Source organism: Neolewinella persica DSM 23188, from assembly GCF_000373105.1.
GTDB classification, from domain to species: domain Bacteria; phylum Bacteroidota; class Bacteroidia; order Chitinophagales; family Saprospiraceae; genus Neolewinella; species Neolewinella persica.
On record NZ_KB890429.1, the window covers coordinates 61,216 to 84,881 of the forward strand.

The window sequence follows — 23,666 nt, forward strand, 5'->3', positions numbered from 1 at the left end:
ACCTGGTTCATGCAATTTTTTACACATCTTAAAACCATCGCTTACCCCTCGAATTGCTCCCAAAAACCTTTCTTTGCACCAGCGGCCCCGCCCCTAAATCATTCCCATGCAACTTACCTGGCACCACATCCACTTTCCTGATCTTACCATCACGCAACTCTACGCTATCCTCCGACTCCGCGCCGAGGTCTTTGTGGTAGAACAAGATTGTGTGTACCAGGACCTGGACGATAAGGACCAGCGGGCCATCCACTTACTCGGCACAACGGAGGATGGTCAACTCGCTGCCTACACCCGCATAGTTGACAAAGGCGTCTCCTACCCAGATTACGCAAGTATCGGTCGGGTCATCACCGCACCGTTCGCCCGTGGAAAAGGCCTTGGTCGCCCCCTCATGGAAGAATCCATAAGGGGCCTTGTGTCTCATTTTGGCCAACAACCCATCAAAATTGGTGCCCAGGCACACCTGCAAAAATATTACGGCAGCCTAGGCTTCATTGGGGTTGGGGAGGTGTATGATGAGGACGGCATCCCGCATCGGTCAATGGTATATACGCCCCAATAGACCAATATGGCGCGGTCGCAGGCGCAGTAAAAGTATTAAGGAGCAAGATGCTGTAAACGTAGTCCGCCCCACCAAAACAAGGTCCTGGCGGGGCGGGCAAAAAACGTCCGGAAAGCAAGTGCGCTAAAATTTGCGATAGAAGGAAGCGCACAAATGGCCGGTCCGTAGGTGTTGAAGCGGAAAGTATCCCGACTAAATTATTGACTATTAATCAAATTGGGAGTAGAAGGAAGTCAGAGAAATGGCCGCATTCAAATTTTTAAGGCAACAAATCTTCCAATGCCATCGCACGGAAATCATTTGCTTCATTTTCGGGCTGAAAAACGTAAGCTGTTTTAGTGCTGATCTCTACTTCTTTGTCCGAGTAACGGACGGGGAGACCTTCTCCGCCAGGGCTTACGTCCCGGAAAACGTCATGAACCGACGGTAAAGTTGCCAGGTAGTCCAACATGGCTGGCATTTTTTCCGCCAGGCCCACCTCATTGACTTTTGCAGAACTTACGTTTCCGTACAGGCCGGCATCCAGGTAAACGATCCTGCGATCCACTAAATCGAGGTAGCAGATGTAGCGGGTCAATGAACCTCCAGTCACCTGGAAGGTGAACTGACAGCGGGAAGGCTCGATGAGTTTTCCCGCCTCGGGATTTTCTCCCAGCTGCATCAGACCCATCACTTCCTCTAGCTGATCAAACGGTATATGGCTGTAAGAGAGGATGCTCCACACGCCGTAGCGTATACCCTTCGCGACCAGTTGCTCTGGGTAAAGGTCAATCAGTTGGCCAGCGGTTCCTTCGCTGTTTTGGGAGTTCACCGGGTCACCGGAGAAAACAGCGGCAGGTTTAAGCGTGTCGGTATGGTTCCAGGCGATACTATCTGCCGGAGCCCAGTCTTCAGCGAAGAAGTTCCATCCATTGTCCATCCAGCAGGTGCCGTTTGTAGCCTTCCAGTAGGTAGCAGTTCGGATGAACTTTACGTACTCCGGAAGGGCGAATTCCGTGCCTCGTCCGTAGGGTAGGGCACCGTCCGCATTATTAGTCGGCAGCTTAACCTTTTCCGTTGCGGAGTCGAGGTGAACCCCTTCGGGAAACTTTGCTTCCACGCGGCTGCGTATTTCCGCACGCAGCGCGCCGGTGATGCCGGTGATCCAATGCTCCTTCAGGTATTCCTTAGCCTTACGTTCCTGAACCTGCAACTTGGTCCAGTTGCCCAACGGTGCAAAGGTCCGGTATTTCGTCACGTTGTACCGATCAATGACTTTCTCCAACCGCAGCAGGGTCATGGTCGGCAGCTTGGGGACGACCTCCCGAAAGGCCACCATAGCCTCGTCTCCGAAGGTATGTAGCATATACACCAATCGGCGGGAAAAGTCACCCGGCCGGCTTTGCAACAATGGCAAGACCTTAGGATCTTTAGCTACCAGCAGGGCTTCCACTTCACCGTTGAAGGTGGCAAATTTTCCGCTTTCCCGCAGCACTTTGGCCGCCAGCCAGACCTTTGGGAAAACCTTGCCGTAGTCGCCTACGTGTAAGGAATGCAAAGCCCGTACCCATTTGTTTCGGTGACGGATCAGGCCTTCTTCAAGGTCGGGTGCTTGCTCCAGCATCTCCAACAACAGCCGTCGGCGGCTGCGGGCGAGTGACTTGAACTTAGTATTGGTGTTCAGGCTGATGTCTCCGGCGGAAAGGCCTGCGTAGAAGCGGAGTATGTCCGTAGTGGTCGTCAGCACAAACGGGAGACCAGCCTCCAGGCACTTGGTACCAACGTAGACCAGGTTTTCCTTAAAGTCAATCAGGGAAGTATCTGGCGCATAGCCGTTGGCGACGAACCAGTCGATTTCTTCTTGTTCGGCCGGGGTCCAGACGGAGGGTTTGGACAACAGCGCGTTCAGGATGCCGGCAAGGCTGGTGGCCTCCGCTGAGCGGAGGACGGTTAATTTACCGGTCTCAAAGAGGGCGGGGCGGTCGGCAGGGGCTTCCCGCACCGCTTCGCGGGGCACACCCAGGTACATCAGAATCTGGCGGAACCAGTAATCGGCCTCCGACATCTCCAGTACCTCCCGGGGGAAGTTTTGGTAAACGATGGTATCGCCGATCTTGCGGTCCTCACCGGACTCCCGTTTAAGCGCGGGTTCCAGACCACTCCAGAAAGTAGTGAGGCTCGCCGGGCTGAGTGCTTGTAGCCTGTCCAGCAATTCTACATTGGGTACGTAACCGAAGTATGCCAGGTTAGACAGTAGGGTGCCAACCATGCGGCGATCACTTGTACCGGTAGCTTTGGGGACCGCCGCCAGGTGACGACGCAACAGCAATATGTTTGCAGTTATTGACATTTGTTTTGAATAGGTGTTCGGGGAAAGTAATGTTTTGGAGGAGTGATAAAGTTGCGTGAAGGCCTTACTTCAACCGCAACCGGTCAATATTTCCCCCAATACTCCCCCCTTCGGTCAGCGCCATCCCCCGCCAAAGCCACCGCCCCACCCGCGTGCGCGGCTGATTGACCCGCCCCCCGAACCGGGCTACGTTTTCATCGGTCCTGGATATAACCACAGAGCTGTCATCCCCAGCGGCCCAGACCTGATGCGCCACCACCCAGGCCTGCTCCCGCGCTGCCCGCATGCTGAAATCCAGGAGGTGCTCGTCCCGGTCTTTGCCCAACCGGTCGAACCAGGTGAATACCGGGCTCGCCCGGGCCACCCGCTCCTGCAATTCTTCGATGATCTCCTGTAGGATGTAATTAACCAGTCGAAAATCGGCCTCCAGGTCATTGAGGTCTTTGCCTGCCATCAGGCTGCCAGCGGCAATCCCAAGGTCGAGGTTGATGTGGGCATTCATCCCCAGCAAGACGTGCTGAAGCAAGGCCTTCTGTTCTTTGCCCGCGTCGAAGGCGAGCTGCCAGGAAGCAGAGCATGGATCTCCGCAATGGTACTGTTCGTAGGCTTCGAGGTAAAGGTTGGCAAAGGAGACGTCGAAGACCTCCATTCGTTCATTATCGGCAAAGCGGCCGGCCCGGATCGCCTCTTTTACGGCGGCGGTCGTCCGCCGGTAAACGTAGGCGAAGTAGCCTAAGGCACTATTCTCTGCTCTTGCGGCGTCGATGATCACGTCCAGTTGCAAAAGGACTTCGTCGATGGTGGTGGCTTGCGGCATGGGTGGAAGATAAGGGGAATGAGTTGGAATTATAGTTGGCAGCTGATGGATAATAGAATGGTGAACAAACATTTAGTCGAGCCTTAGTACCCCAGATTTGCCGCGTTCAGTTTTGTTGCACATTTTCCAACGATGGCAACTCTGTGCGCCCTCTGTGAGAACAATCAGCTGCGTAGCAGCCCCTGTTTTAGGCTGTTTCATTTTCTTCCTCCCTTTACAATAACTCCCTGCTTCCGCAACAACCCCATCACCCGATCCACCGGCAAGGCCTCCCGGGTATGACCGTCCTTCCCCGTCATCGTCTCCGCAGCAAATAAGGAATTAACGATGGCCTCCTCCGTAGCCTCGATGGTGGCCAGAAAAAGGGGAGACATTGCCCCGTTGCGGAGTTCCCGAATTTCTCTTTCCCGGTCTTCTCCCGCAACAATTCGGTTTTCATTGGCCGTTGAGAAAGCGACGACGTAGTCCCCGCTCCCGTTGCTGGCAATTCCGCCGGTGCGGGCCAGGCCCAGCATCGCCCGTTTGGCGATGCGCTCGAGGTTCCGCGGGCCAACCGGTGCATCGGTCGCCACAATGATCATGCAAGAACCGTCCGCATGGCTTTCCAGCGCGCCTTTAAAATAATAGCTGCCCAATGCCTGGCCAACCTGTACGCCGGCAATTTGCAGTACGCCGCCAAAATTGGTTTGTACCAGTACTCCAACAGTATATCCGCCAAGCGATGCTGGTAATTTGCGGCTGCTGGTTCCGATGCCGCCCTTCCAACCGAAGCAGCTGGTGCCGGTACCCGCACCTACGTTGCCTTCAGCAACGGGGCCTGGCGAGGCTTGTGCAATGGCTTCCAGCACATGCTTTTCTTTTACGTGCCGACCTCGAATATCGTTCAGAAAACCGTCGTTCGTTTCGCCGACAACGGCGTTGACGGAGCCGACATTTTCATTCCCCGGAGCTTCCAGACAGTGGGTGATCAGCGCATCGGTGGCCGTAGCTACGCTGAGGGTATTGGTCAGCACGATGGGCGTTTCCAACTCTCCTAATTCTTTGACCTGACTGTAGCCCGCCAGTTTCCCGTACCCGTTACCGAGGTAAATAGCCGCCGGAACCTTCCGCTGGTACATATCCTCCCCGGTCGGCAGAATGGCGGTAACGCCGGTACGGATGTTTTTTCCCTTGATCAGGGTCAGGTGCCCAACCTTTACGCCGGTTACGTCGGTAATGGCATTATTGGTGCCCGTGGGCATGACGCCGAAGGGGACGCCTAGGGCACGGGGGCGGGACTGAGACATCAGGAAGAGAGGTAAGGCGGTGAGTAGAAAGACCAGGTAGAATCTATGCAAAAGAAGGAAGGTTCGTTTTGCTCAAGATAGGGCCATCTACTCATTAAGACCAGTTGTCCTCTTCTAACCACGCGCGCTGCCGTTTTTCCTTATTACGCGCCAGACGCTGTTCTTTTTTATTGTACTTATTGGTGTCCTGTTTAAACCAGATCTCGGAACCGTAGCTGTACGGGTGTTTAGGCTTGGTCATGTAATTATTGAACTTACAGTCGTCATGACCGCAATCATGCCGGCTGTTGACTCCGAAGTTGCGGTGTCCGAACCGCTTTCTACTCAGAATTTCCTGCTGCTTTTCCTGAATTTTACGCCAGTTATCTATTTCTTCCTGGCGAGTGTGGGTTTTGCCCAGGTTTTCCAACTTACCCCAGGTGTGCGGGTCTTTTACGACCAGGAAATCATAGTATTTGGTAAAAGTGGCTTTACCCAAATCACGTAGCTCCAGCTTTTCTTTCAGGTTAAGTTTTTGGGATTCAATAATACCACGAAATAGGCCCAGCCGGTTGAAGTCGGTGTAGCGACGGTAACGAGGGATCAGACTGCGGATGGCAGCAGCAGTTAGCTGGTTGATGGGGTGGCCGATTTTCATGGTGGTATGTTTTTCTACGCGGGAACAACAGCACCAATGACCGCAGAAGTTCGGCTCCGCTAACTTTTCTGGAAGTGCATCAAATGTAATGGTGGCTGGTAAGCACTTGGTTGAGGGTGCCCCCACCCGAAAAGGTTTATCCGCAATGACTTCGGGTTGGGACACCCTCAACCGAAGTCATTGCGGATCGTTACATTTGATACACCGCCACTTTTCTTTGCACCCGTGCCCTATCTTGCAGCCCCCAATAGACCAATAGTACCAATTTTCCAATAGCACCAATAGACCAATACTTCAAAAGACCAACCTTTGCAGCCCCTAGCCGAACGCATGCGCCCCACCTCCCTCGACGACTACGTCGGTCAAACCCACATCGTGGGCACCGGTGCCGTACTGCGCCGCGCGGTGGAGACCAAACGCCTGCCCAGCTTCATTCTCTGGGGCCCACCCGGGGTAGGGAAAACCACCCTGGCTAAGATCATTTCCAGCCAACTGGAAGTGCCTTTTTATATGCTGTCGGCGGTTAATTCCGGGGTTAAGGACGTGCGGGATACTATTGAAAAAGCCAAGCGGGGACAGTTCTTCGACCGCGCCAGCCCGATCCTTTTTATCGACGAGATTCACCGGTTCAGTAAGAGCCAGCAAGACAGTTTGCTGGGCGCCGTCGAGGCCGGTATCGTTACCCTGATCGGGGCCACTACGGAGAATCCGAGCTTCGAAGTTATCCCGGCTTTGTTGAGCAGGTGCCAGGTGTACATCCTGGAACCCCTGGGGAAGGAGGAGTTGAAAAGTATGGTCGATAAGGCGCTGACGCAGGATGCAATATTGAGTAAAAGAGCAGTGAAGGTAGCCGACTACGATACCCTCCTGCGCTACTCAGGTGGAGACGGCCGGCGGCTGTACAATCTCCTTGAACTGGTCACCAACGAAGCAGAACCCGGCGGCGAAGTACTCATCATTACCAACGAACTGGTCTCTGACCGCGTACAGGAAAACCTGACCCGCTACGACAAAACCGGCGAGCAGCACTACGACATCGCCTCGGCCATGATCAAGTCCATCCGTGGCTCAGATCCCAACGGGGCCGTGTACTGGATGGCCCGGATGATCGACGGCGGCGAAGACGTCAAGTTCATCTGCCGCCGACTCATCATCTCTGCGTCGGAAGACATCGGTCTGGCCAACCCCAACGCCCTGCTCATGGCCACCACCGCCGCACAGGCCGCCCAGATGGTCGGCTACCCCGAAGCGCGGATAATCCTGAGTCAGGCGGTGATCTACCTGGCAACGAGCCAGAAAAGTAATTCCAGTTACATGGCCATTAATGAGGCACAGTCCGTCATCCGAAAAACCGGCACCTTGCCCGTTCCCCTGCACCTGCGCAACGCGCCCACCAAGCTCATGAAGCAACTGGATTACGGCAAAAACTATAATTACAGCCACGATAATCCCGGCAACTTCAAAGCGCAGGAATACCTGCCGGATGAATTGTCCGGTAAAGCCTTCTTCGTGCCGAAACCGAATAACCCTACCGAAAAGGGAATACTGGAGCGGTTGAAGCTCTGGTGGGGGGGGAAGTATTATTAGTATTTTGGTCTATTGGTCTATTGGTCTATTGGGGAGAAACCGGACGAAGCTCCCTCCGGCAACGCGTGGCTATCTAACGCCAGGTTAGTCCATTTCCTGGATGATCCGGATAGGCGGATCACTTTTTTCCTTGCTCCGCTATACCTTCCCTGCACCTGCGGCCCCGCCTCCTAAAAATAGTGAAGCGGTACCAGGTTTCCCCGATACCGCTTCACAAGCAAAAATGCCATACCGACCACAGTTCTAAACAGAACTGAGGTCAAGAACCAATTTTTATTGCTTCATCAGACGGGCAACACGCCGGCCTTCGGCCGTGGTAATTCGAACGATGTAAGTACCGGTTGGAAGCCGGCGCGCATCGATCTCATAAGTGTTGGTATTGGGGTTGGTGTTGAAAACCAGTTTTCCGGAGAGGTCGAACACTTCCAGGGTCTCGATGCGGGCGTCGGGAGACGCGATTTGCCAGAGATCAGCCGTCGGGTTGGGGAATACCTGTACCTCTTCCGCAGTAAGCGTTCGAGTAGACGTAAGCTCATCAACTGAGAGATTATCAAAGTAGTAGGTGGTGCCATCGCCAGGAAGATCAACGACGAATTCGTAGAAGAGCACGATCCGTACATAGTCAACGTTGGCGTTCTGCAGCGTGGAGAAGTCAGCCTCCAGGGTTTCCCAGGTACTGGCCGTCACCGTATTTACGTCTACCTCAATACCAACACCATCCGTATTGCCAGCATCTTCCAGGCGTACTTTTACCGGGATACCAGCTTTGGGTGACCAGGAGCTGAAGATGATCTTTCCGGTATTGGACAGGTCTACGGGTTCGTCCAGTTCAATCGCACAACCGGCGAAGAACTGCGCACCATCCGTTTTAAGCAACCGCATAACGGTAGCACTGGTATTGTCCCCAGTCTGGTCGGGGTTCATTTCGATGGCAGCATCTGCCCCTTCAAAACCAACAAAGTCGTAGGTCAGATCGGTGTTTTCGAAGCCAATGGGTAAGGTGACTGGTGGGGAGTTATCGATGATTCCCTCTGCTACCTCGATGTTGTCGTAGTAATAGGTTGTTCCATCACCAGCCAGGTCTCCTACAAATTCAAAGAAGACGACGACCCGAACATAATCGACGGCCGGATTGATGGAGTTCGTGAAATCAGCAGTCAGGGTTTCCCAGCTGCTGGCAGCAGTCGTAGTTACGTCGACCTCAATACCTACACCATCAGTATTGGCGGCGTCTTCCAGACGGATTCTGACCGGAATACCAACTTTAGGCGACCAGGACTGAATAGAAATGCCTTTGTTTACGGAAAAGTCGATCGGTTCGTCGAGGTTCAGGAACGTACCGGCAAAGAACTGGGCACCGTCGGTTTTGGTGGTCCGCATTACCGTGGCACTGGTGTTCTCACCAGTCTGGTCGGGGTTGGTTTCGATGGCGGAGTCTGCGCCTTCAAAGCCACCGAAATCGTAGGTGAGTTCCGTGCTTTCAAAGTCAACGGGCAGGGTTACCGGGAGCACGCCGCCACCGCCGCCTGCACCTCCGAATGACATATCATCGAAGAAATAGTTCGTCGTTGCCGCAGGGACGCTTCCGAAATCGAAGAAGATGGAGGCCTTATTATAGGAAGAGCCGAGATTAAGGGCGGCAGTTCCCATGGCTTCCTGGGAAAAATCAAATACCAGGGTATCCCAGGCAGCAGCCACGGTGACCATGGCCTCGGTTTCAACGCTGACGCCATTATTATTCGCATTCTCTACCTTCAGGCGAACGGGGATATTGGCCGTCGGCGACCAAACGCGAACGGACATAGTAGTAGCATTAGCGGTAAAGGGAATAGGACTAGCGAAACCAGCCGGCCCTCCGGGCAGGGAGGTAACCGTTACGCCGGCTGAAGTGCCGGAATCCTGATCTTTAGTGGCCTGCCCGACCCGGTTAACCGTATCCACCGGGCCCGGTACGATGGCAGCGGAACCGCCTTCAAAACCAATGACTCCGTAGTTTACGTTCGGATCGTCAAAGGTGACGGGGAGGTCCATTTGGTCTCCGTCTGGAGCAGGCACATCGATCTGCACCAGGTTGTCCCAGTAGAAGGTAATGGGAGCTGCGTTAGTATTGACGTTGAAGTTCATGAAAACAACGACAAATTCAAAGACGTTATCGCCCTCGGTCAGGAAGTCAAAAGTTAGCTCCTGCCAGCTGTTGGCAGCACCGGTAAAGGTGGCCGCACGCTCAATGTCCCCACTGGTGGTAGATCCCTCAAACTTGAGTAGGACCGGCGCATTTTCGATGGGGGACCAAACCTGCATGGTAAAGGATTTACCGGCGGCCAAATCGATGCTTTGGGTGATCTTAATTCCCGCAAAGCCCTGTGCAATCGGGAGCACGTTCTGTACTACGGTAGCACTGGTATTGGGCTCGGATACATCGGGGTTGGCGATGATAGTGGATACAGAGCCGTTGAAATCCTCGAAGGTGGGGGCAGCGCCCTCAAAATCTAAGATCGTGGTCTGCGCCATGGCCGTTACGGACAGTAGCAGCAGGCATAGTAAGGTAGATAGTAATCTCATGAATGAATAATTTTTTGATTGATAGAGCTAAAAAAAACTAGAATACAGTGTAGTAGTGCTCCGTCCCACAAGTTTCGTTGGCATGACCTTGGTCTCTTGCCTGACTCAACTTGAAAAACGGAGCACCAGGATTTTATTGGTATACCCGAACGTAGTCTACTTCCATGGTTGATTCCACGAAACTAGCGTCGATGTTACCACCGAAGTTGCCCCCCATCGCTACGTTGAAAATGAGGAAGAAGTCACTATTGAAAGGTAGAGTTCCGCTATTAGCGAAAGTATGGTAGAGCGTATCGTCTACGAAAAAACGAATCGTCTCAGGAGACCAGACGGCCGAAAACTTGTGGAATTCCGTGGAGATTCCCGGTACGTCTGTACCACGAGAAACGCCGTCGCCTCCGGAGTTACCCGGAAAATGCAGGGTAGAGAATAATTCATCCTGCCGGTTGCCGACGTGCTCCATGATATCGATCTCACCACATCCGGGCCAGGTGTTGGTCGCATAGTCTTCGCCCAGCATCCAGAGCGCCGGCCAGGTGCCACCGCCCGTAGGTAGTTTGGCACTGATGTCGATTCGTCCGTAAGTGAACTCAAATTTATTTTCTGTCACCATTCGAGCAGAAGTAAAATCTGCACCGCCGAAAGCTTCCCGCTTCGCTGTGATTTTCAGCACACCGTCTTCTACCCGAACATTGTCTGAACGGTCAGTGTAGTACTGAGACTCTCCGTTACCCCAACCGTTGTTTCCACGACCGATATTGTAGCCCCACTTTGTAGGGTCAGGTGCGCCAACAGCATTGAATTCATCGGCCCATACCAGATTATCATAGTCCGTATCACCGCCGCCTCCACCAGGTGTTGGCTTGGTGGAGCTGAAGATGTGGTACCAGGCCAGGGCAGTGTTGTTTGCCTGGACAGCGCGAACCACCAGGCGGTTCTCCGTTACGGAGATCAGTTCGTAAGTCGTGGCACCAATGTAGTAACTCATGAAACCACCATCGGTGAACACCAGATTCGTACCCCGCGTCTGGCCGGGTACGTTGTTGTTTACGACGACGCTTTCGGAGGGAGCAAGTTGCACCAGCTGGGGTGTACTGGCTACCGCGAAGTCATAGCAGTAATCAAAACCTTCAGTGCCACCGGCAACATCCTGAGAGCCAACGTTGAAATAAGTCTGGCCAAAGTTGTTCAGCTGGTAGAATAGTGCGTCGCCGTCACGGGAAAAAACCAGTTCGTCCTGGTATAAACAGAGGCTTTCTTCGGCACCGTCCTTCTCAAAAGGAGTGGTTTGGAAGTAATTGGCGTAGAAGTTCAGCTCGGAGTTATCGTCATTCTGACCTACTCCCAGGTGGCCGGGCTCATCGGCGGCCCAGTACCAGGTTTTGCTGCCACTACCGGTCAGGAATTGTAAAACTTCTGGGTCGCTAAACGTACTCTCAACGGTCACCTCGGTGGTCATCGTAGTACTCACGCCAGCAGTGCCGGAGGCGACCACGGTAACGCCGTAAGTGTTTACACCAACCTGGTTGAAGCGTTTGGTGAACCGGCCAGAAGGCGCAATTTGCTCCGTACCATCGCTGAATATATAGCGGTAAGTAATGGCGTTATCGGCCTCGGCGGTGAAGACCACCTGTCCGCTCCCGTCGCCGAACGGGGCGTCGTTCGTCTGTCCGGTAACGGCGGCTTCGAGAATCAGGTTCTGGGGGGCGGTAATGTCACCGAAAGCGTACTCTTCCTGTTCGCAGGTAAAGCAGAGCAGGGCCAGAGCCGTCAGTAGAAGAAATTGTTTCATGGTTAGTTTTTTACTAAATGCATTTTGGGCGGGGCCGCAGGTGCAGTGGATAGTTTTTTAAGAGCAGGAAAGGAGAAGACTTCTTTGGAAGTTAGCTTTACTCCCGCCGGATATCGTCGAAGTAGTACGTCTCTCCCGTACCGGCAGTGCCGAAGTTGCCGAAGAGGACCACCCGCTTGATGTTGGGGAATGCTTCAATGCCGGAAAAATCGTACGTCAGTTCTTCCCACTGATTAGCTCCCGTGGTGGGGACCATTATTTCAAGGAAGTCGTCAGCGTTGTCGGGGTTCTCCAGTTTAAGCATAATGGGCGCGTTGGCTACTGGCGACCACACCTTGAGTTTCATGGTTTGCCCGCCGCTGAAGTCGATAGGGTTGTCCAGGTCGATGAACACACCGGCCCATACCTGGGACGCGCTGTTTTTTGTCAGCGCAACTACCCGGCTGCTGGTGTTGAGGCCATTGGCATCTGGGTTGTCGATCACCTCAGCTCCGGCACCGCCGAAATTGCCGAATACGTAACTGATTCCGGTGTTCTGGAAGTCGAGCGGAAAGGCGATTTCATCGCCGCCACCGCCGCCGCCACCGCTGCCATCGGGATCGAGGCTGATGTCGTCGAAGTAGAAATTTTCGTCCATACCGGCAGTGCCGAAGTCGAAGAAAATCACAACCTTCTCGTAAGGTATTGTGAGATCACCAGCTCCGCTGAAGTCAAACTCCAGCTGGTGCCAGCCGTTGGCCATGGTTGTGATGGCATTTACCTCGACATTGATGTCTGCATCCACAGCGTCCTCCAGCTTGAGGATGACTGGAATACCAGCGCGAGGAGACCAAACATTGATGAAAATCTTGCTTGAAGCGGAGAAGTCGACCGGTCCTTCCAATTCAAGGAAGGAACCCGCCCATACCTCGGAGCCACTGGATTTGTTGAGCTCTACCACCCGGGCACTCATGTTACCTTCGGCCACGTCGGGGTTATCGACAACCGAAGCTCCAGCTCCGCCGAATCCGCCCCAGGCGAAGTCTAAAGTGGTGTTCTCGAAGTTGAGGGGAAGTACCACCGCATTATCGCCATTGCTGACGCTGACGGTCTCGGTTGCCTCTAAAGAAGTCTCCATGCCTTCACTTAGGGCTACAACGCGAACATCATAATCGCCTTCGGCGGCGTATACGTGGCTGAGGGTCTCACCTTCCTGGAACAGGGTGGGCATTTCATCCGTAACATCTCCGAAGTAGGCATGGAAGCCGTCGGCGTTATCTGCCGTAGCGGACACATTGATGGAAAGCGTGTTGCCCGGCGTACCACTAATGTTCAACACCAGGTTACGCGGAGGCAAAACATTGATAGTTATTGCCTCAGTTAGTGTTGCCGTTTGTCCGTTGATGCCAGTAGCCGTAAGGGTTACAGTATAGGAGCCAACGGTATAGCTATGATTGGCTGATTCACCAATAACCATGTCTTCTGCCGGACTACCGTCGCCAAAGTCAATGGAGAATAGTGTTACGCCACGGCCGCCGGGGGTGATGCTGGCATCGCCGGGGTTGTCCGCATCCATTATAATGTCAAGTGAAAGCTCGGTAGGAACCGGAGCGTCCTCCAGAGAAGGTAGGATCTGCTCGTCGTCACAGGCAGTAAAGCCAACGAGAAAAAGAAGCAGGAAAAGATACTTTGTAGGCATGACCGAAAGGGTTTGCGATAGTTTTATAATGAATAGGGAAACATACGATTGAATCAGTATCCCGGGTTTTGGTTCCAGTTGCCGTTGCTGAACTGGATCTCTTCGAAGGGGATCGGGAAGAGCTCGTTCTTCCCTGCACTAAATCCTTCGATGGCACCTGCGGCCTCGCCCGTACGTACCAGGTCAAAGAAGCGATGAGCTTCTCCCATCAGCTCCAACCGACGCTCTTGCAGAATAAAGTCCCGCAGGGCATCTCCGCTCGAGTTGATGTCGTGGTCCATATCTCCAAATGCACGGCGACGGACTTGGTTTAGATAATCTCTGGCGAGTTCATCATTACCGGTTGCATTTAGGGCTTCTGCAGCCAACAGTAAGACGTCTGCGTACCGAATCGACCGGTAATTATTCGGATTGGTCAGGTTCTGGTCACCGATGTTGGAATCCCCCTTGCGAGCGATGTACTTGCGGTTGTAGTAACCAGTGTGCTCATTCCCCGTGCCAAAACTTGCGCCTGTTTCAGCGGCCCATGCGTTGATGTCAAGGATGGACACGTCGCGGCGCTGATCACCCGGAGCGTAGGCGTCAAAAGCGCCCTGTGTGGGGACGTTGAAGCTAAAGCCGCTGTCGTAAACCGGGCCGGTGTGGTTCCGAATACCGTTGAACCCCACGGCGATGTTTCCTTCACTGCACTGGAGACAGCCAAAACCGGCACCTTCTGCGTCAGTGTACTGTACCTCGAAAACCGAGCCCGGGCCGTTCTCTCCGGTCATCTCAAAGATGTCGGCAAAGTCTGCTGGCAGGCTGTATACCCCGGAGTTGATTACTGCCTGAAGTACGACCGCAGCCTCGCGGTATTCCCCCCGGTAAACGTGGGCTTTGCCAAGCAACGCCTGAGCGGCACCTTTACTAACCCGTCCGGTCTGTGGAGCCGTTACGGCAAGGTCCGGAATGGCTAAACTCAGGTCCGTCTGAATTGCGGCATAAACTTCCTCCACGGAAGACCGGGGCAGGCTGGTCTCGTCGCCTAAAGCGAAACGCTCATCACCTTTTAAAGGAATTGGACCAAACCACTTGACCAGTTCGAACTGGTAGTAAGCCCGCAGAAAGCGTGCTTCAGCAATGATCTGAGCTTTACCTTCAAATTCCGTTTTATCCTTGAATTCAAGGATAAAACTGGCTCGGTTGATACCCGCAAACATCCAATTCCAGATGCTTTGCAGTTGAGCATTTACCGGGGTGTGGATCATATCGTCCACCTGCTGGATGCCAATAACATCAGTGGCGCTCTCACCGCCTGCCAGCGTATTGTCCGAAGCAATTTCTCCAAGCATTACGTTGAGGTAAGATGATTGCAGCATGTCGTAAGCTGCAATAAGCGCATTCTTGTAATCGGCCTCCGCATTGAAGTAATTTTCGGAATCAATGGAGTAAACCGGTGTCCGGCCGATGAAGTCTTCTTCACAGGCAGATGTGCCGATGAACAGAAGAGTAAGGGATAAAAATAAATTTCTTGTATTCATGATCGAGGAAATTCCTGAGGTGAGGGCCACCTGGCCCGATCTTATTTTTAGAGACTGAGGTTAGCGCCGAAGAGTACGGTTCTGGCAATGGGGTAGAAGCCGTAGTCGATGCCACCACCGATGGGGGCACCGCTGGAGGCACCGGGATCAAAGCCTTTATAGTCAGACAGCGTTAGCAGGTTGTTTCCGCTGATGTAGAGCCTTAAGCTGGAGTTGCGCTTTGCACCAACCTTGAATGGAAGGGTGTAGCCCAACTGGACGTTCTGCAAGCGAAGAAAAGAAGCGTCTTCGACGAAGAAGTCAGAGAATACGCCGTTGGAAGTGGCTGCTGTGGTTACTCTGGGGACTTCGTTGCTGGTACCTTCGCCGGTCCAGCGACTGAGGTAGTAGTCGAGGCGATTGACGTCAGAAAGGGCGCGCTCATAGTTCCGGACAATGTCTCCACCTAGAGAAGCAAAGGCAAAGGCCAGAAAGTCAAAACGTTTGACTTCCAGTTGGAAGTTGAGTCCCATTGTCAGGTCGGCAATCGGATCTCCGAGGTTGGTCCGGTCGCTGGGGTCAATGACTCCATCCTGATTTACATCGACGTAACGAATGTCTCCGGGCTGCGCAGCTGCGCCCAGAGCCAACTGGGAAGGATGCGCTTCGATTTCATCTGCGTTCTGAAAGATACCGTTAGTCTGGTAACCATAAAAGTAGCCTATTGGCTGGCCAACCTCCATCCGTGAGGGGGCCAATTGGCCTACGCCAAAGCCACCGCCTTCGATAAAGCCTGTACCGTTATTAACCTCCAGTACCTCATTATCCAGGGTAGTGATGTTGTAGCTCAGGTTGAGTTTTACATTTTTGTTAAAGCGCTGTTGGTAAGTGATGGCCAGTTCAAGACCTTTGTTCTGAACCGCACCGGCGTTGACCGTAGGGGCGGCACTACCGGGTGCTGCAGTACCTACAATTCCCGAAACGGGAATATTGGAAATCAACAGGTTGTCCCGGGTGTTGATGAAGTAGTCCGCAGTAATATTTAGCTTGTAATCCAGCAGTGCCAGGTCAAAGCCGACGTTAAATTTCTTGGCTTCCTCCCACTGCAAAGAGGGGTTGGGCAGCGCACCAATGGCGGTACCGTTTACCAGAGCGCCATCGAAAACATAGGTTGCTTCTCCGCTGAGGGAACCGATGTAGCCGTTATTGATGATCTGATCATTACCCAGAATACCGTAGCTAACCCGGAACTTGAGTAGATCGATGGGACCGTCTTCTCCGAAGAATGCCTCATCAGAAGCAATCCAGCCAGCGGTAAAGGAAGGGAATAGTGCTGAACGGTTTTCCGGTCCGAATTTGGTGGATGCATCCCGGCGCAGCATGGCCGTCAGGAAATAGCGTTCCATAAACCCATACTGTACCCGGCCGAAGTAAGACAGCCGCCGCTCATCGTAAGAGTAGGAGCCTACATCGCGGGCACCTTCGGGGCTGGTACCGGTGGCCAGCGAGATATCAGCAAATTCCCAATCGTTGTTGGGTACATCAAATCCGGTCGCAAATAGCCCGTTACCTAATTCCCTGAAAACGGTGGTACCGACGGTTGCCGTCAGGTTATGGTTGGAGCCAAAGTCCTTCTGGTAGGTGCCGAAGAGGTCAAAGGAATAGTTGTTATCGTTGATGCCGTTCTGAGCAACGCTGCTACGGGTGATGTCAAACACTTTGCCGCCGTAGCTGATTTGCTTGCTGAAATTGCGGCTTTCACTGTTTGAAGTGTTGAAACCTACGCGACCGGTGAGGGTGAAGCCCTCAAAAGCATTATAGTCCAGGCTAACCTGTCCGTTGAGCTTGTTCAGGTCATAGTCGTTGAAGGTGTTCTCGATCTGGGCGACCGGATTGATTACTTCAATGCCAAGACCTGGAGTGCTTGGTACCAGAGAAAGAGCTCCTGTTTCATCCCGCAGCGATAAGGTAGGTGGCGCGTTGAGGGCGTTGAAAAGTACTGCTCCCAGCCCGTTTTCACTGAGGGCATCACGGTCTATATTAGTGAAGATGGCATTTGTTGTGAGCTTAAGGCGATCGCTCAGGTCAACACCCAGGGAAACGCGGGCGGTGTTCCGGGTAAAGTTGGATTTCTCCCGACCCACAATACCTTCCTGGTTAAGATGAGATCCACTGATAGAATAAGTCATGTTCTCGCTTCCACCAGAGACGGTTACATCATGGCTGAGGATCGGTGCCGTTTCGAAGACCTGGTCTTGCCAGTCGGTGCCAAATCCCAGGCCGGTAGCATCTGGATAGGGGAGTGCCTGCCCACCACCGGCATAGCTTTCGTTAAGCAGTAAGCCGTATTCGGTAGCGTTCAGCAAATTCAGAGATCGGGAGGTCTCCTGAGCACCAAAGTAGGTGTTGTAGCTGACCTGGGTCGGCCGGTCCTTATCTCCCGTTTTTGTCGTGATCAGGATCACCCCGTTAGCTCCCACCGTACCGTAAACTGCCGCTTGGGCATCTTTAAGTACCGTGATGGAAGCGATGTCGGTTGGGTTAATTGTGCTGAGGTCACCCTGGTATCCGTCAATGATTACGAGGGGGGCGTTCTGTCCGTTGGTAGAAACACCACGGATACGAATGTTGAGCCCGGCGCCAGGGGCGCCTGATTGCGTGGTTACGTTGACACCGGCAACGGTGCCCTGCAGCGCCTGTTCAATCTTTTGCGGCCGAAGTTGGTCAATGGTTTCAGCGCCAACCGTCGTAATTGCTCCGGTGACGTTTCGTTTCTGCTGCGTACCATAACCAATCACTACCACCTCTTCGAGTGCCTGGATGTCTCCTGACATGGCTAAATCGAGCGTCCCGGATGCTGGAACTGCGAGCTCCGCCGGTTCGTAACCGGTGTAGGAAAACCTTATGGTACTACCAACTGGTACATTATTAATGGTGTAGTAGCCGTCGAAGTCAGTAACAGTACCCAACATGGAAGCATTGGCGTCTGATTCTACAGATTGGACGACGATTACACTGGCACCGATCAGGCCTTCTCCGGTGGTCGCATCAGTGACGGTACCCTGTACCGTTATGGTTTGGGCAGTAAGCCCTCCCCATCCCAAAATGAGGGTAAGCAAAAATAAATATTGGCGCATGTGACTTTAAGTTATGATCCTCCAACTAACCAAGTTGTGGAGAGCAGACAACCACGGAAATAAATCAATATAGTTGTACCACAAAGTTATTCTTAAGTAGTACGGAAACCCGAATTTTGCGCCCCTACAAAAACTACACATTACGTAACTATGCAGTAGTTACGGGGGAGAATCCCCGCCGCTGGTGCATTCGATTGCATTTTCCTGTATAGGAGGTCGTTAGGCTGAAAGCAACACTGTATAGGTAATGTTGTGGTTATTAAGCGCAGTCTATATTTCCATGATGTAGGCAACAAGTCCGGCTTTAGTGTCGAGATTCAACTTTTTGCGCAGCCGATAGCGCTTTACTTCAACACTGCGGGGAGAGATGTTGAGCATCGGAGCAATTTCCTTGGAAGAGAGGTTTAGCCGGAGGTAGGCACAAAGCTTCAGGTCATTTGGGGACAGTTCCGGATGAAGGTCTTTGACTTTTTTGAAAAAATCCCGGTCGGCGTTTTCAAAAGCGTCTTTGAACAGGTTCCATGTTTCTACTTCGTCAATATTACGATCAATGGTTTTAATCACTTCCTTGATGCGCTGCAGTGGTTCCTGTTTTGCCAGTAGGCTGTCTTTGATTTGTTGCAGCAATTCATTCTTACGAACAAGGCTCATGGTGGAAATGGCCATTTCCCGGTTCTTATTATCGATGTCCTCTTGTAACCGTTGGTTATTAATGCGGATCATTTCTAATTCGGTCTCTTTTTCCCGGGTGGCGATCCGCCGGTCTGTCTCCGACTTTAGGGTGGATTGCTTACGGCGATAGTAACGCGTGTAACTACGATGCAGTAGGTAAATCACCAGACTCGTCAAAAGCAGGTAGAGTGCCCGCGCCCAGTAAGTGGCATACCAGGGCCTGAGGACCTCGAAGGAGTAAACAACGGTGTTCTCAGATCGTTGTGGCCCCAGAAGAGACCTGGCCTCCAGGGTGTATTCTCCATACAGCAAGCCTGGAAAACTGAGCGTAGAAGCAGTAGACCAATTACTCCACTCCTCCGAAAGGCCAAGTAGCCGATGCTGAAAACGTGGAATAAAATACTTTTCGAAGGAAGGAACGGCCAATTCGAACAGAACACTATGGTCCTTGAAAGGAATCTTCCCGTCGTCCTGCAATGAAAGTGGAATCGGACTGCCGGCTGCTGGCTGTGCTTTCGCTCCCGTTAGGAAAAGCCGGTGTTGGTGCGTCGGCACACCAGAGAGCGCCAGCAGCAGATACCCGTCGGCCGTACCGATCAATAAGGTATCTCCACCAATCGGAGAAATGTTTTCATAGCCAGATTTAGTGTCGATTAATCGGGCGGGAACGGGAATAGTTTGCCGTTGTAGCTCTTCGCTCAGTGCCCCACGATGAAAATAGCTGATGCTTTCATTGGTGAAGAACCAAAGTCGGTTGTCTTCCGTCGTCATACGACCTGAAGTGTATTCCGATCTGTTAACCGATTCACTTAAATCATCAGTACGTTCAAACCCCCGGTCGAAATCAACCAGCGTAAATATCCCTTCCCTGGAAAAGTAAACTATCTTTTCCTGAAATCGTGCCAAACCGGCATTTTTGCCTTTTAAGGGGGTTTCGTACAGCTTCAGGTCGGTCACCGTGCGATAATCATCGTTAAACTTTATACCGTAAACTCCACGGTATTCATGACTGATGTAGGCCTCTGACGCTGATTGTACGGCAAGAAATCTCGCCGAATAATCAAATCCATCGATGTTGTTTCGGTGCGTCCACCGCCCGGCGTTGAACTCCAGTACGGAAAGACCAAAGTAATTCCCCTGTAGAATAAGGTCCGGCTTTCCCGGAATCGATTCAAATCGCCAGGTACCACCGTTTGTTGATGAAATGCGGTTGGCCTGTGAACCGTCCACAAGAAATGTTCCCTGATCGTGGCCGCAGAACAAGCTCTCCCGATATTTGAACAATGACCAGACCTGACCGCGGGTACCGGGTATGATTCTGGGGAGGTCCGTTCCCTTGGCAGATTTTACGAATAACCCCTGGTTGCTACCCAGGTACAGATTGCCGCCGTGGATGGCGGAAGTATGAACCGTCCCGAGCTGACCGGAATTATCCGTAAACTTCCGGAAGGGAGAGGACAAGCTGATACAGCTGATCCCGTTATCTGTACCAGCCCAGAGGTTGTCCTGGGCGTCTTCGAACAGCGATAGTACGGTGTTATTGGACAGGCCATTGACCTGATGCAGGTGATAAGCAAGTTTTCCGTCGGCATCAACAATGTAAACTCCGTTGGAAATGGTGCCGAATGCCCGGCCACCCCGCCGCAGATTCGTTGCACTATACACCCGCTTCCCTTGCAAAAAAGGATGGAGATCTGTAGGTATCAGCATATTGTCCTCCAGTATGAAGCAACCTTCGGTCGCGGTCTGTACCATTAGTTGACCGGCTTCTTCCCATATGTGAGTAATGAACTTGCCGCTAGACGTCTGCGATAAAACGGGCTGGGTCTTACCTGACTGCAGGCGGAACAATTGCCACTCTTTATCCATAAAATATAGGCCACTGGCGGTAGGGAAAACCTTGGCAACCCCCTCTTTTGGAGAAATAATGTTGATCTCCCCTCCATCAGGCTGGTACAGGAACAGCTGGTCCAGTGATTGAAAAACCAGGTACCCTTCGTGAAGGATGATGTTCCAGAAATGCTCGTCGGGCAGGATTTCTTCCCTCAATTCATCGCAAAGCGTCTGGTATTCCAACTGCCCGGTGGGCGTACGTTGCCAGTAACCGAAGTCCATATACAGGCCAGTATAGATACGTCCCTTATGCGCTTTTACCGACCTCAGTATCGTCTCGTTCGGTGAAGGGAACATGGACCATTGCCGGCCGTTGAATTCAAGTAGCCCCTGGTTATTCGCTACGTAGATGAATTGGTCTTCGTCCTGATCCAAATTCCAGTTCTGGCTTCCCCCACGGTACACCTCGGGCTCAAAAGATACTACCGGTGGTAGCTCCTGAGCGGATAACAGGGAACTCCCCAGTAGAAGAAACCATATTTTAAAGGTAGTACGAAGCATAAGAGAAATCCTCTGCGGAAGGTAGGTAATATCCCGGTTAATTCATCTGGCGTTTTTTTTCAGAACGTTCCTCTAGGGCCATTGTTTGGGCGAGGCCGCAGGTGCAATGTGAAGAACCAGGAACTATAAGCTGAGGAACTTGCGCTTAAAACCTTCCTTTGCACCCGCGTCCGCGCCAAAAAAAGCATCCCCGATCAGAACATCTGATCGGGGATACTAACTGCTCGAAAGCTAAACTGGTGATGGAAGTTTACCAGATCCTAACCCGCTTTTCCGGGGCAAGCCACATACCATCGCCTTCCTTAATGTCGAAAGCTTCGTAGAACTCATCAATATTAACCAGCGGCTGAGTAGCGCGGCTACGACCGGGAGAGTGCGGGTCCGTCTTCACTTGGTTGCGCAATGCGTCGTCTCGGGTGAGGGTCCGCCAAACGGTGGCCCAGCTCATGAAGAAGCGTTGCTCTGCCGTGAAGCCGTCAATATTCTCAGGGCGGCCATTCTTGGCGTAGTTCAGCTGTAGCCCATCATAAGCACCAAGGACACCGCCAAGGTCACCAATGTTTTCACCGAGGGTGAATTTACCGTTGATGAATACGCTGTCGAGCACCTCGATGGCACTGTACTGAGCGGCCAGGGCATCGCCCCGCTTAGTGAATTCTTCCAGGTCCTTATCGGTCCACCAGTTGGCCAGGTTACCGTCTCCGTCGAAGCGTGCGCCGGAATCGTCAAAGGCGTGGGAGATCTCATGACCAATCACCGCACCGATGCCACCGTAGTTGACCGCATCATCGGCCAGGTAGTCATAGAAGGGAGGCTGCAGAATGGCTGCCGGGAAGACAATCTCATTATTAAGCGGGTTGAAGTAAGCATTAACCGTTTGGGGAGACATGCCCCATTCCGTTTTGTCTACCGGCATCCCAATTTCAGCAAAGTTCTTGTCACGGCTCCATTTCCCAACGGCGGCCATATTATCGAAGTAAGAATTGTCGGCACTTACTTCCATGTTTCCATAGTCCTCCCATTCATTTGGGTAGCCGATTTTCACGGTGAACTTATCGAGTTTTTCAATGGCCTTAAGTTTGGTCTCCGGGCTCATCCAGTCGAGTTTTTCAATGCGCTGCTGGTAGGCCTTAATTACGTCGGCAATCATTTGCTCGGCTTTGGCTTTCGCTGCGGGAGGGAACTTTTCATCTACGTATAGCTGACCAAGTGCTTCCCCAACGGTTCCATTCACGGTGTTGAGTGCGCGCTCATCAGCAGGCCGTTGTTCCTTGGCACCGTTGAGGTACTTGGCGTAAAAGTCCCAGTTGGCATCTTCAATTTCCGTGGTCAGTTTGCCCGCAGCATCCGCCATGGTATGCCAGCGAAGCATCGTTTTTACGTCCTCAATTGGAGTGGTCGTCAGGAATTCCTGCATGGCCGCCAGGTACTTGGGCTGGGTAACTATGATGGTGTCCAGATCTTCCCGTACGCCAAGGTCTTGGAGGAACTTCTGCACGTCCATAGATGGAATCATCTCCTGGACTTCTGCAATGGTGCGCGGGTTGTTGAAATTACGCGCATCCCTGCTCTGTACCTTGTCTAAGCGAGGCTCAGCTAATTGGGTCTCGTAGGCAAGAATCTTCTTAGCAGACGCATCGGCTACGGGGGCTTCGTCTCCAAGGAACTGGAGCATCCGTGAAACGTGGCTAACGTATTTTTCCCGGATTTCTTTAGACTTGGTGTCTTGTTCCAGATAGAAGTCACGGTCAGGAAGTCCCAGGCCGTTTGGCCCTACGTAGGCCGCATTTACGCTACTGTTGTTGAGGTCCGGAAAAGCGGAAAGGCTTATGAACGGAGAGCCAACTGCCGGGTTGGTCGCCAGCACCCGCTGAAGGTCCGCAACGGATTTGATGTCGTCAATGTCTGCAAGGGCAGACTGCAGCGGAGAGACACCAAGCTTATTACGTGCGTCGGTGTTCATTTTTGTGTCGAAAATGGCCAGCGCCTTTGCCTGGTCGGTGTCCGGAGCATACTTGCCGCTATCTTTCGCTTTGGCAAGGATGGCGAGGACATCTGCATCCGTAGCTTTTGAAAGTACGCCGAAGCCGCCCCAGCTGGTCCGGTCGTCAGGAATTTTCGTTTCCTGCATCCAGGTACCGTTGACGAAATTGTAGAAGTCGTCTTTCGGACTCTTTGTAGTGTCCATGTTGGCCAGGATGAGGCCGTGGGGGCCGTCGTCAACGGCAGTAGTACTTGTAGTGGGGTTACCGCCACAGGCAGTGACTGCCAAGGCCAGAACGGCCATGACGGTAAGATTGAATAGTTTCATTTTGGTCCCTTGAGTTTGGTTAAGAGCTTGTCTGATAGAATGATATAGACTATAAATGTACGGAGCTGCCGGGCAACGGATTGTCGGGTGGTTCACCCCTGGGAAGCAATTCGACCAAGGGCGGGAATTAATCGACGAAGGCAGATCGCTTCGCTCCTTATTGCAGAGGTCGCTTACGCTCCCGTTGCAGTGCGCCTTTGGCGCGTAGCAGCCTGCAACCCATGCAACGCGCCGAAGGCGCTCTGCAACAAGGAGCGCAGCGACCCTGCAACTCCTGTAACCTGAGCGCAGCGACCCTGCAACTCCTGCAACCTGAGCGCAGCGACCCTGCAACTCCTGCAACCTGAGCGCAGCGACCCTGCAACTCCTGCAACCTGAGCGCAGCGACCCTGCAACTCCT

13 protein-coding genes are annotated in these 23,666 nt (G+C 52.8%); 2 read left to right on the forward strand and 11 right to left on the reverse strand.

Annotated features, from left to right (window positions below):
* Nucleotides 1-106: 106 nt before the first annotated feature.
* The gene (locus B036_RS0111855) at nucleotides 107-565 is read left to right on the forward strand and encodes a GNAT family N-acetyltransferase (protein ID WP_020568940.1); all 459 of its coding nucleotides are present in this window, start codon (nucleotides 107-109) and stop codon (nucleotides 563-565) included.
* 259 nt (nucleotides 566-824) lie between these two features.
* Here B036_RS0111855 and B036_RS0111860 read toward each other — a convergent pair whose 3' ends face one another.
* From B036_RS0111860 to B036_RS0111875, 4 genes are all read right to left on the reverse strand, one after another.
* Nucleotides 825-2,894 (reverse strand): hypothetical protein, encoded by a 2,070-nt coding sequence (locus B036_RS0111860; RefSeq protein ID WP_020568941.1) that lies wholly within the window; start codon nucleotides 2,892-2,894, stop codon nucleotides 825-827.
* A 64-nt stretch (nucleotides 2,895-2,958) separates the two neighbouring features.
* Nucleotides 2,959-3,711, reverse strand: coding sequence for a DUF5995 family protein (locus B036_RS0111865; RefSeq protein ID WP_020568942.1), 753 nt, complete (start codon nucleotides 3,709-3,711; stop codon nucleotides 2,959-2,961).
* A gap of 197 nt (nucleotides 3,712-3,908) precedes the next feature.
* Nucleotides 3,909-4,997: a DmpA family aminopeptidase gene (locus B036_RS0111870; RefSeq protein WP_020568943.1), complete on the reverse strand. Its 1,089-nt coding sequence runs from the start codon at nucleotides 4,995-4,997 to the stop codon at nucleotides 3,909-3,911.
* A 94-nt stretch (nucleotides 4,998-5,091) separates the two neighbouring features.
* Nucleotides 5,092-5,634, reverse strand: coding sequence for a hypothetical protein (locus B036_RS0111875; protein WP_020568944.1), 543 nt, complete (start codon nucleotides 5,632-5,634; stop codon nucleotides 5,092-5,094).
* 309 nt (nucleotides 5,635-5,943) lie between these two features.
* Here B036_RS0111875 and B036_RS0111880 point away from each other — a divergent pair, with 309 nt between their 5' ends.
* Nucleotides 5,944-7,221, forward strand: coding sequence for a replication-associated recombination protein A (locus tag B036_RS0111880; protein WP_026231914.1), 1,278 nt, complete (start codon nucleotides 5,944-5,946; stop codon nucleotides 7,219-7,221).
* 273 nt (nucleotides 7,222-7,494) lie between these two features.
* Here the strand turns inward: B036_RS0111880 and B036_RS0111885 are convergent, their stop codons facing one another.
* The 7 genes from B036_RS0111885 to B036_RS0111915 form a co-directional block, all read right to left on the reverse strand.
* A complete protein-coding gene (locus tag B036_RS0111885) occupies nucleotides 7,495-9,783 on the reverse strand; it encodes a T9SS type A sorting domain-containing protein (RefSeq protein ID WP_026231915.1) in 2,289 nt (762 codons plus the stop codon).
* A gap of 133 nt (nucleotides 9,784-9,916) precedes the next feature.
* Nucleotides 9,917-11,575, reverse strand: coding sequence for a glycoside hydrolase family 16 protein (locus B036_RS0111890; protein WP_020568947.1), 1,659 nt, complete (start codon nucleotides 11,573-11,575; stop codon nucleotides 9,917-9,919).
* Nucleotides 11,576-11,672: 97 nt separating this feature from the next.
* Nucleotides 11,673-13,253 carry a PKD domain-containing protein gene (locus tag B036_RS0111895; RefSeq protein WP_020568948.1) on the reverse strand — a complete coding sequence of 527 codons (1,581 nt, stop codon included), beginning with the start codon at nucleotides 13,251-13,253 and terminating at the stop codon, nucleotides 11,673-11,675.
* A 53-nt stretch (nucleotides 13,254-13,306) separates the two neighbouring features.
* On the reverse strand, nucleotides 13,307-14,773 hold the full coding sequence (locus B036_RS0111900; protein WP_020568949.1) for a RagB/SusD family nutrient uptake outer membrane protein: 1,467 nt from the start codon (nucleotides 14,771-14,773) through the stop codon (nucleotides 13,307-13,309).
* Between the two features lie 47 nt (nucleotides 14,774-14,820).
* Nucleotides 14,821-17,889: a SusC/RagA family TonB-linked outer membrane protein gene (locus tag B036_RS0111905; RefSeq protein WP_020568950.1), complete on the reverse strand. Its 3,069-nt coding sequence runs from the start codon at nucleotides 17,887-17,889 to the stop codon at nucleotides 14,821-14,823.
* 270 nt (nucleotides 17,890-18,159) lie between these two features.
* Nucleotides 18,160-20,955, reverse strand: a complete 2,796-nt coding sequence (locus B036_RS0111910) for a helix-turn-helix and ligand-binding sensor domain-containing protein (protein ID WP_020568951.1) — start codon at nucleotides 20,953-20,955, stop codon at nucleotides 18,160-18,162.
* A gap of 250 nt (nucleotides 20,956-21,205) precedes the next feature.
* Nucleotides 21,206-23,266 carry a M13 family metallopeptidase gene (locus tag B036_RS0111915; protein ID WP_020568952.1) on the reverse strand — a complete coding sequence of 687 codons (2,061 nt, stop codon included), beginning with the start codon at nucleotides 23,264-23,266 and terminating at the stop codon, nucleotides 21,206-21,208.
* Nucleotides 23,267-23,666: the final 400 nt, after the last annotated feature.

What these genes read in the sequence shown, in the direction of transcription:
- B036_RS0111865 (WP_020568942.1), bottom strand. Translation starts at nt 3,711, where the DNA reads ATGCCGCAAGCCACCACCATCGACGAAGTCCTTTTGCAACTGGACGTG.
- B036_RS0111905 (WP_020568950.1), bottom strand. Translation starts at nt 17,889, where the DNA reads ATGCGCCAATATTTATTTTTGCTTACCCTCATTTTGGGATGGGGAGGG.
- B036_RS0111890 (WP_020568947.1), bottom strand. Translation starts at nt 11,575, where the DNA reads ATGAAACAATTTCTTCTACTGACGGCTCTGGCCCTGCTCTGCTTTACC.
- B036_RS0111860 (WP_020568941.1), bottom strand. Translation starts at nt 2,894, where the DNA reads ATGTCAATAACTGCAAACATATTGCTGTTGCGTCGTCACCTGGCGGCG.
- B036_RS0111870 (WP_020568943.1), bottom strand. Translation starts at nt 4,997, where the DNA reads ATGTCTCAGTCCCGCCCCCGTGCCCTAGGCGTCCCCTTCGGCGTCATG.
- B036_RS0111895 (WP_020568948.1), bottom strand. Translation starts at nt 13,253, where the DNA reads ATGCCTACAAAGTATCTTTTCCTGCTTCTTTTTCTCGTTGGCTTTACT.
- B036_RS0111915 (WP_020568952.1), bottom strand. Translation starts at nt 23,266, where the DNA reads ATGAAACTATTCAATCTTACCGTCATGGCCGTTCTGGCCTTGGCAGTC.
- B036_RS0111885 (WP_026231915.1), bottom strand. Translation starts at nt 9,783, where the DNA reads ATGAGATTACTATCTACCTTACTATGCCTGCTGCTACTGTCCGTAACG.
- B036_RS0111855 (WP_020568940.1), top strand. Translation starts at nt 107, where the DNA reads ATGCAACTTACCTGGCACCACATCCACTTTCCTGATCTTACCATCACG.
- B036_RS0111875 (WP_020568944.1), bottom strand. Translation starts at nt 5,634, where the DNA reads ATGAAAATCGGCCACCCCATCAACCAGCTAACTGCTGCTGCCATCCGC.
- B036_RS0111900 (WP_020568949.1), bottom strand. Translation starts at nt 14,773, where the DNA reads ATGAATACAAGAAATTTATTTTTATCCCTTACTCTTCTGTTCATCGGC.
- B036_RS0111910 (WP_020568951.1), bottom strand. Translation starts at nt 20,955, where the DNA reads ATGCTTCGTACTACCTTTAAAATATGGTTTCTTCTACTGGGGAGTTCC.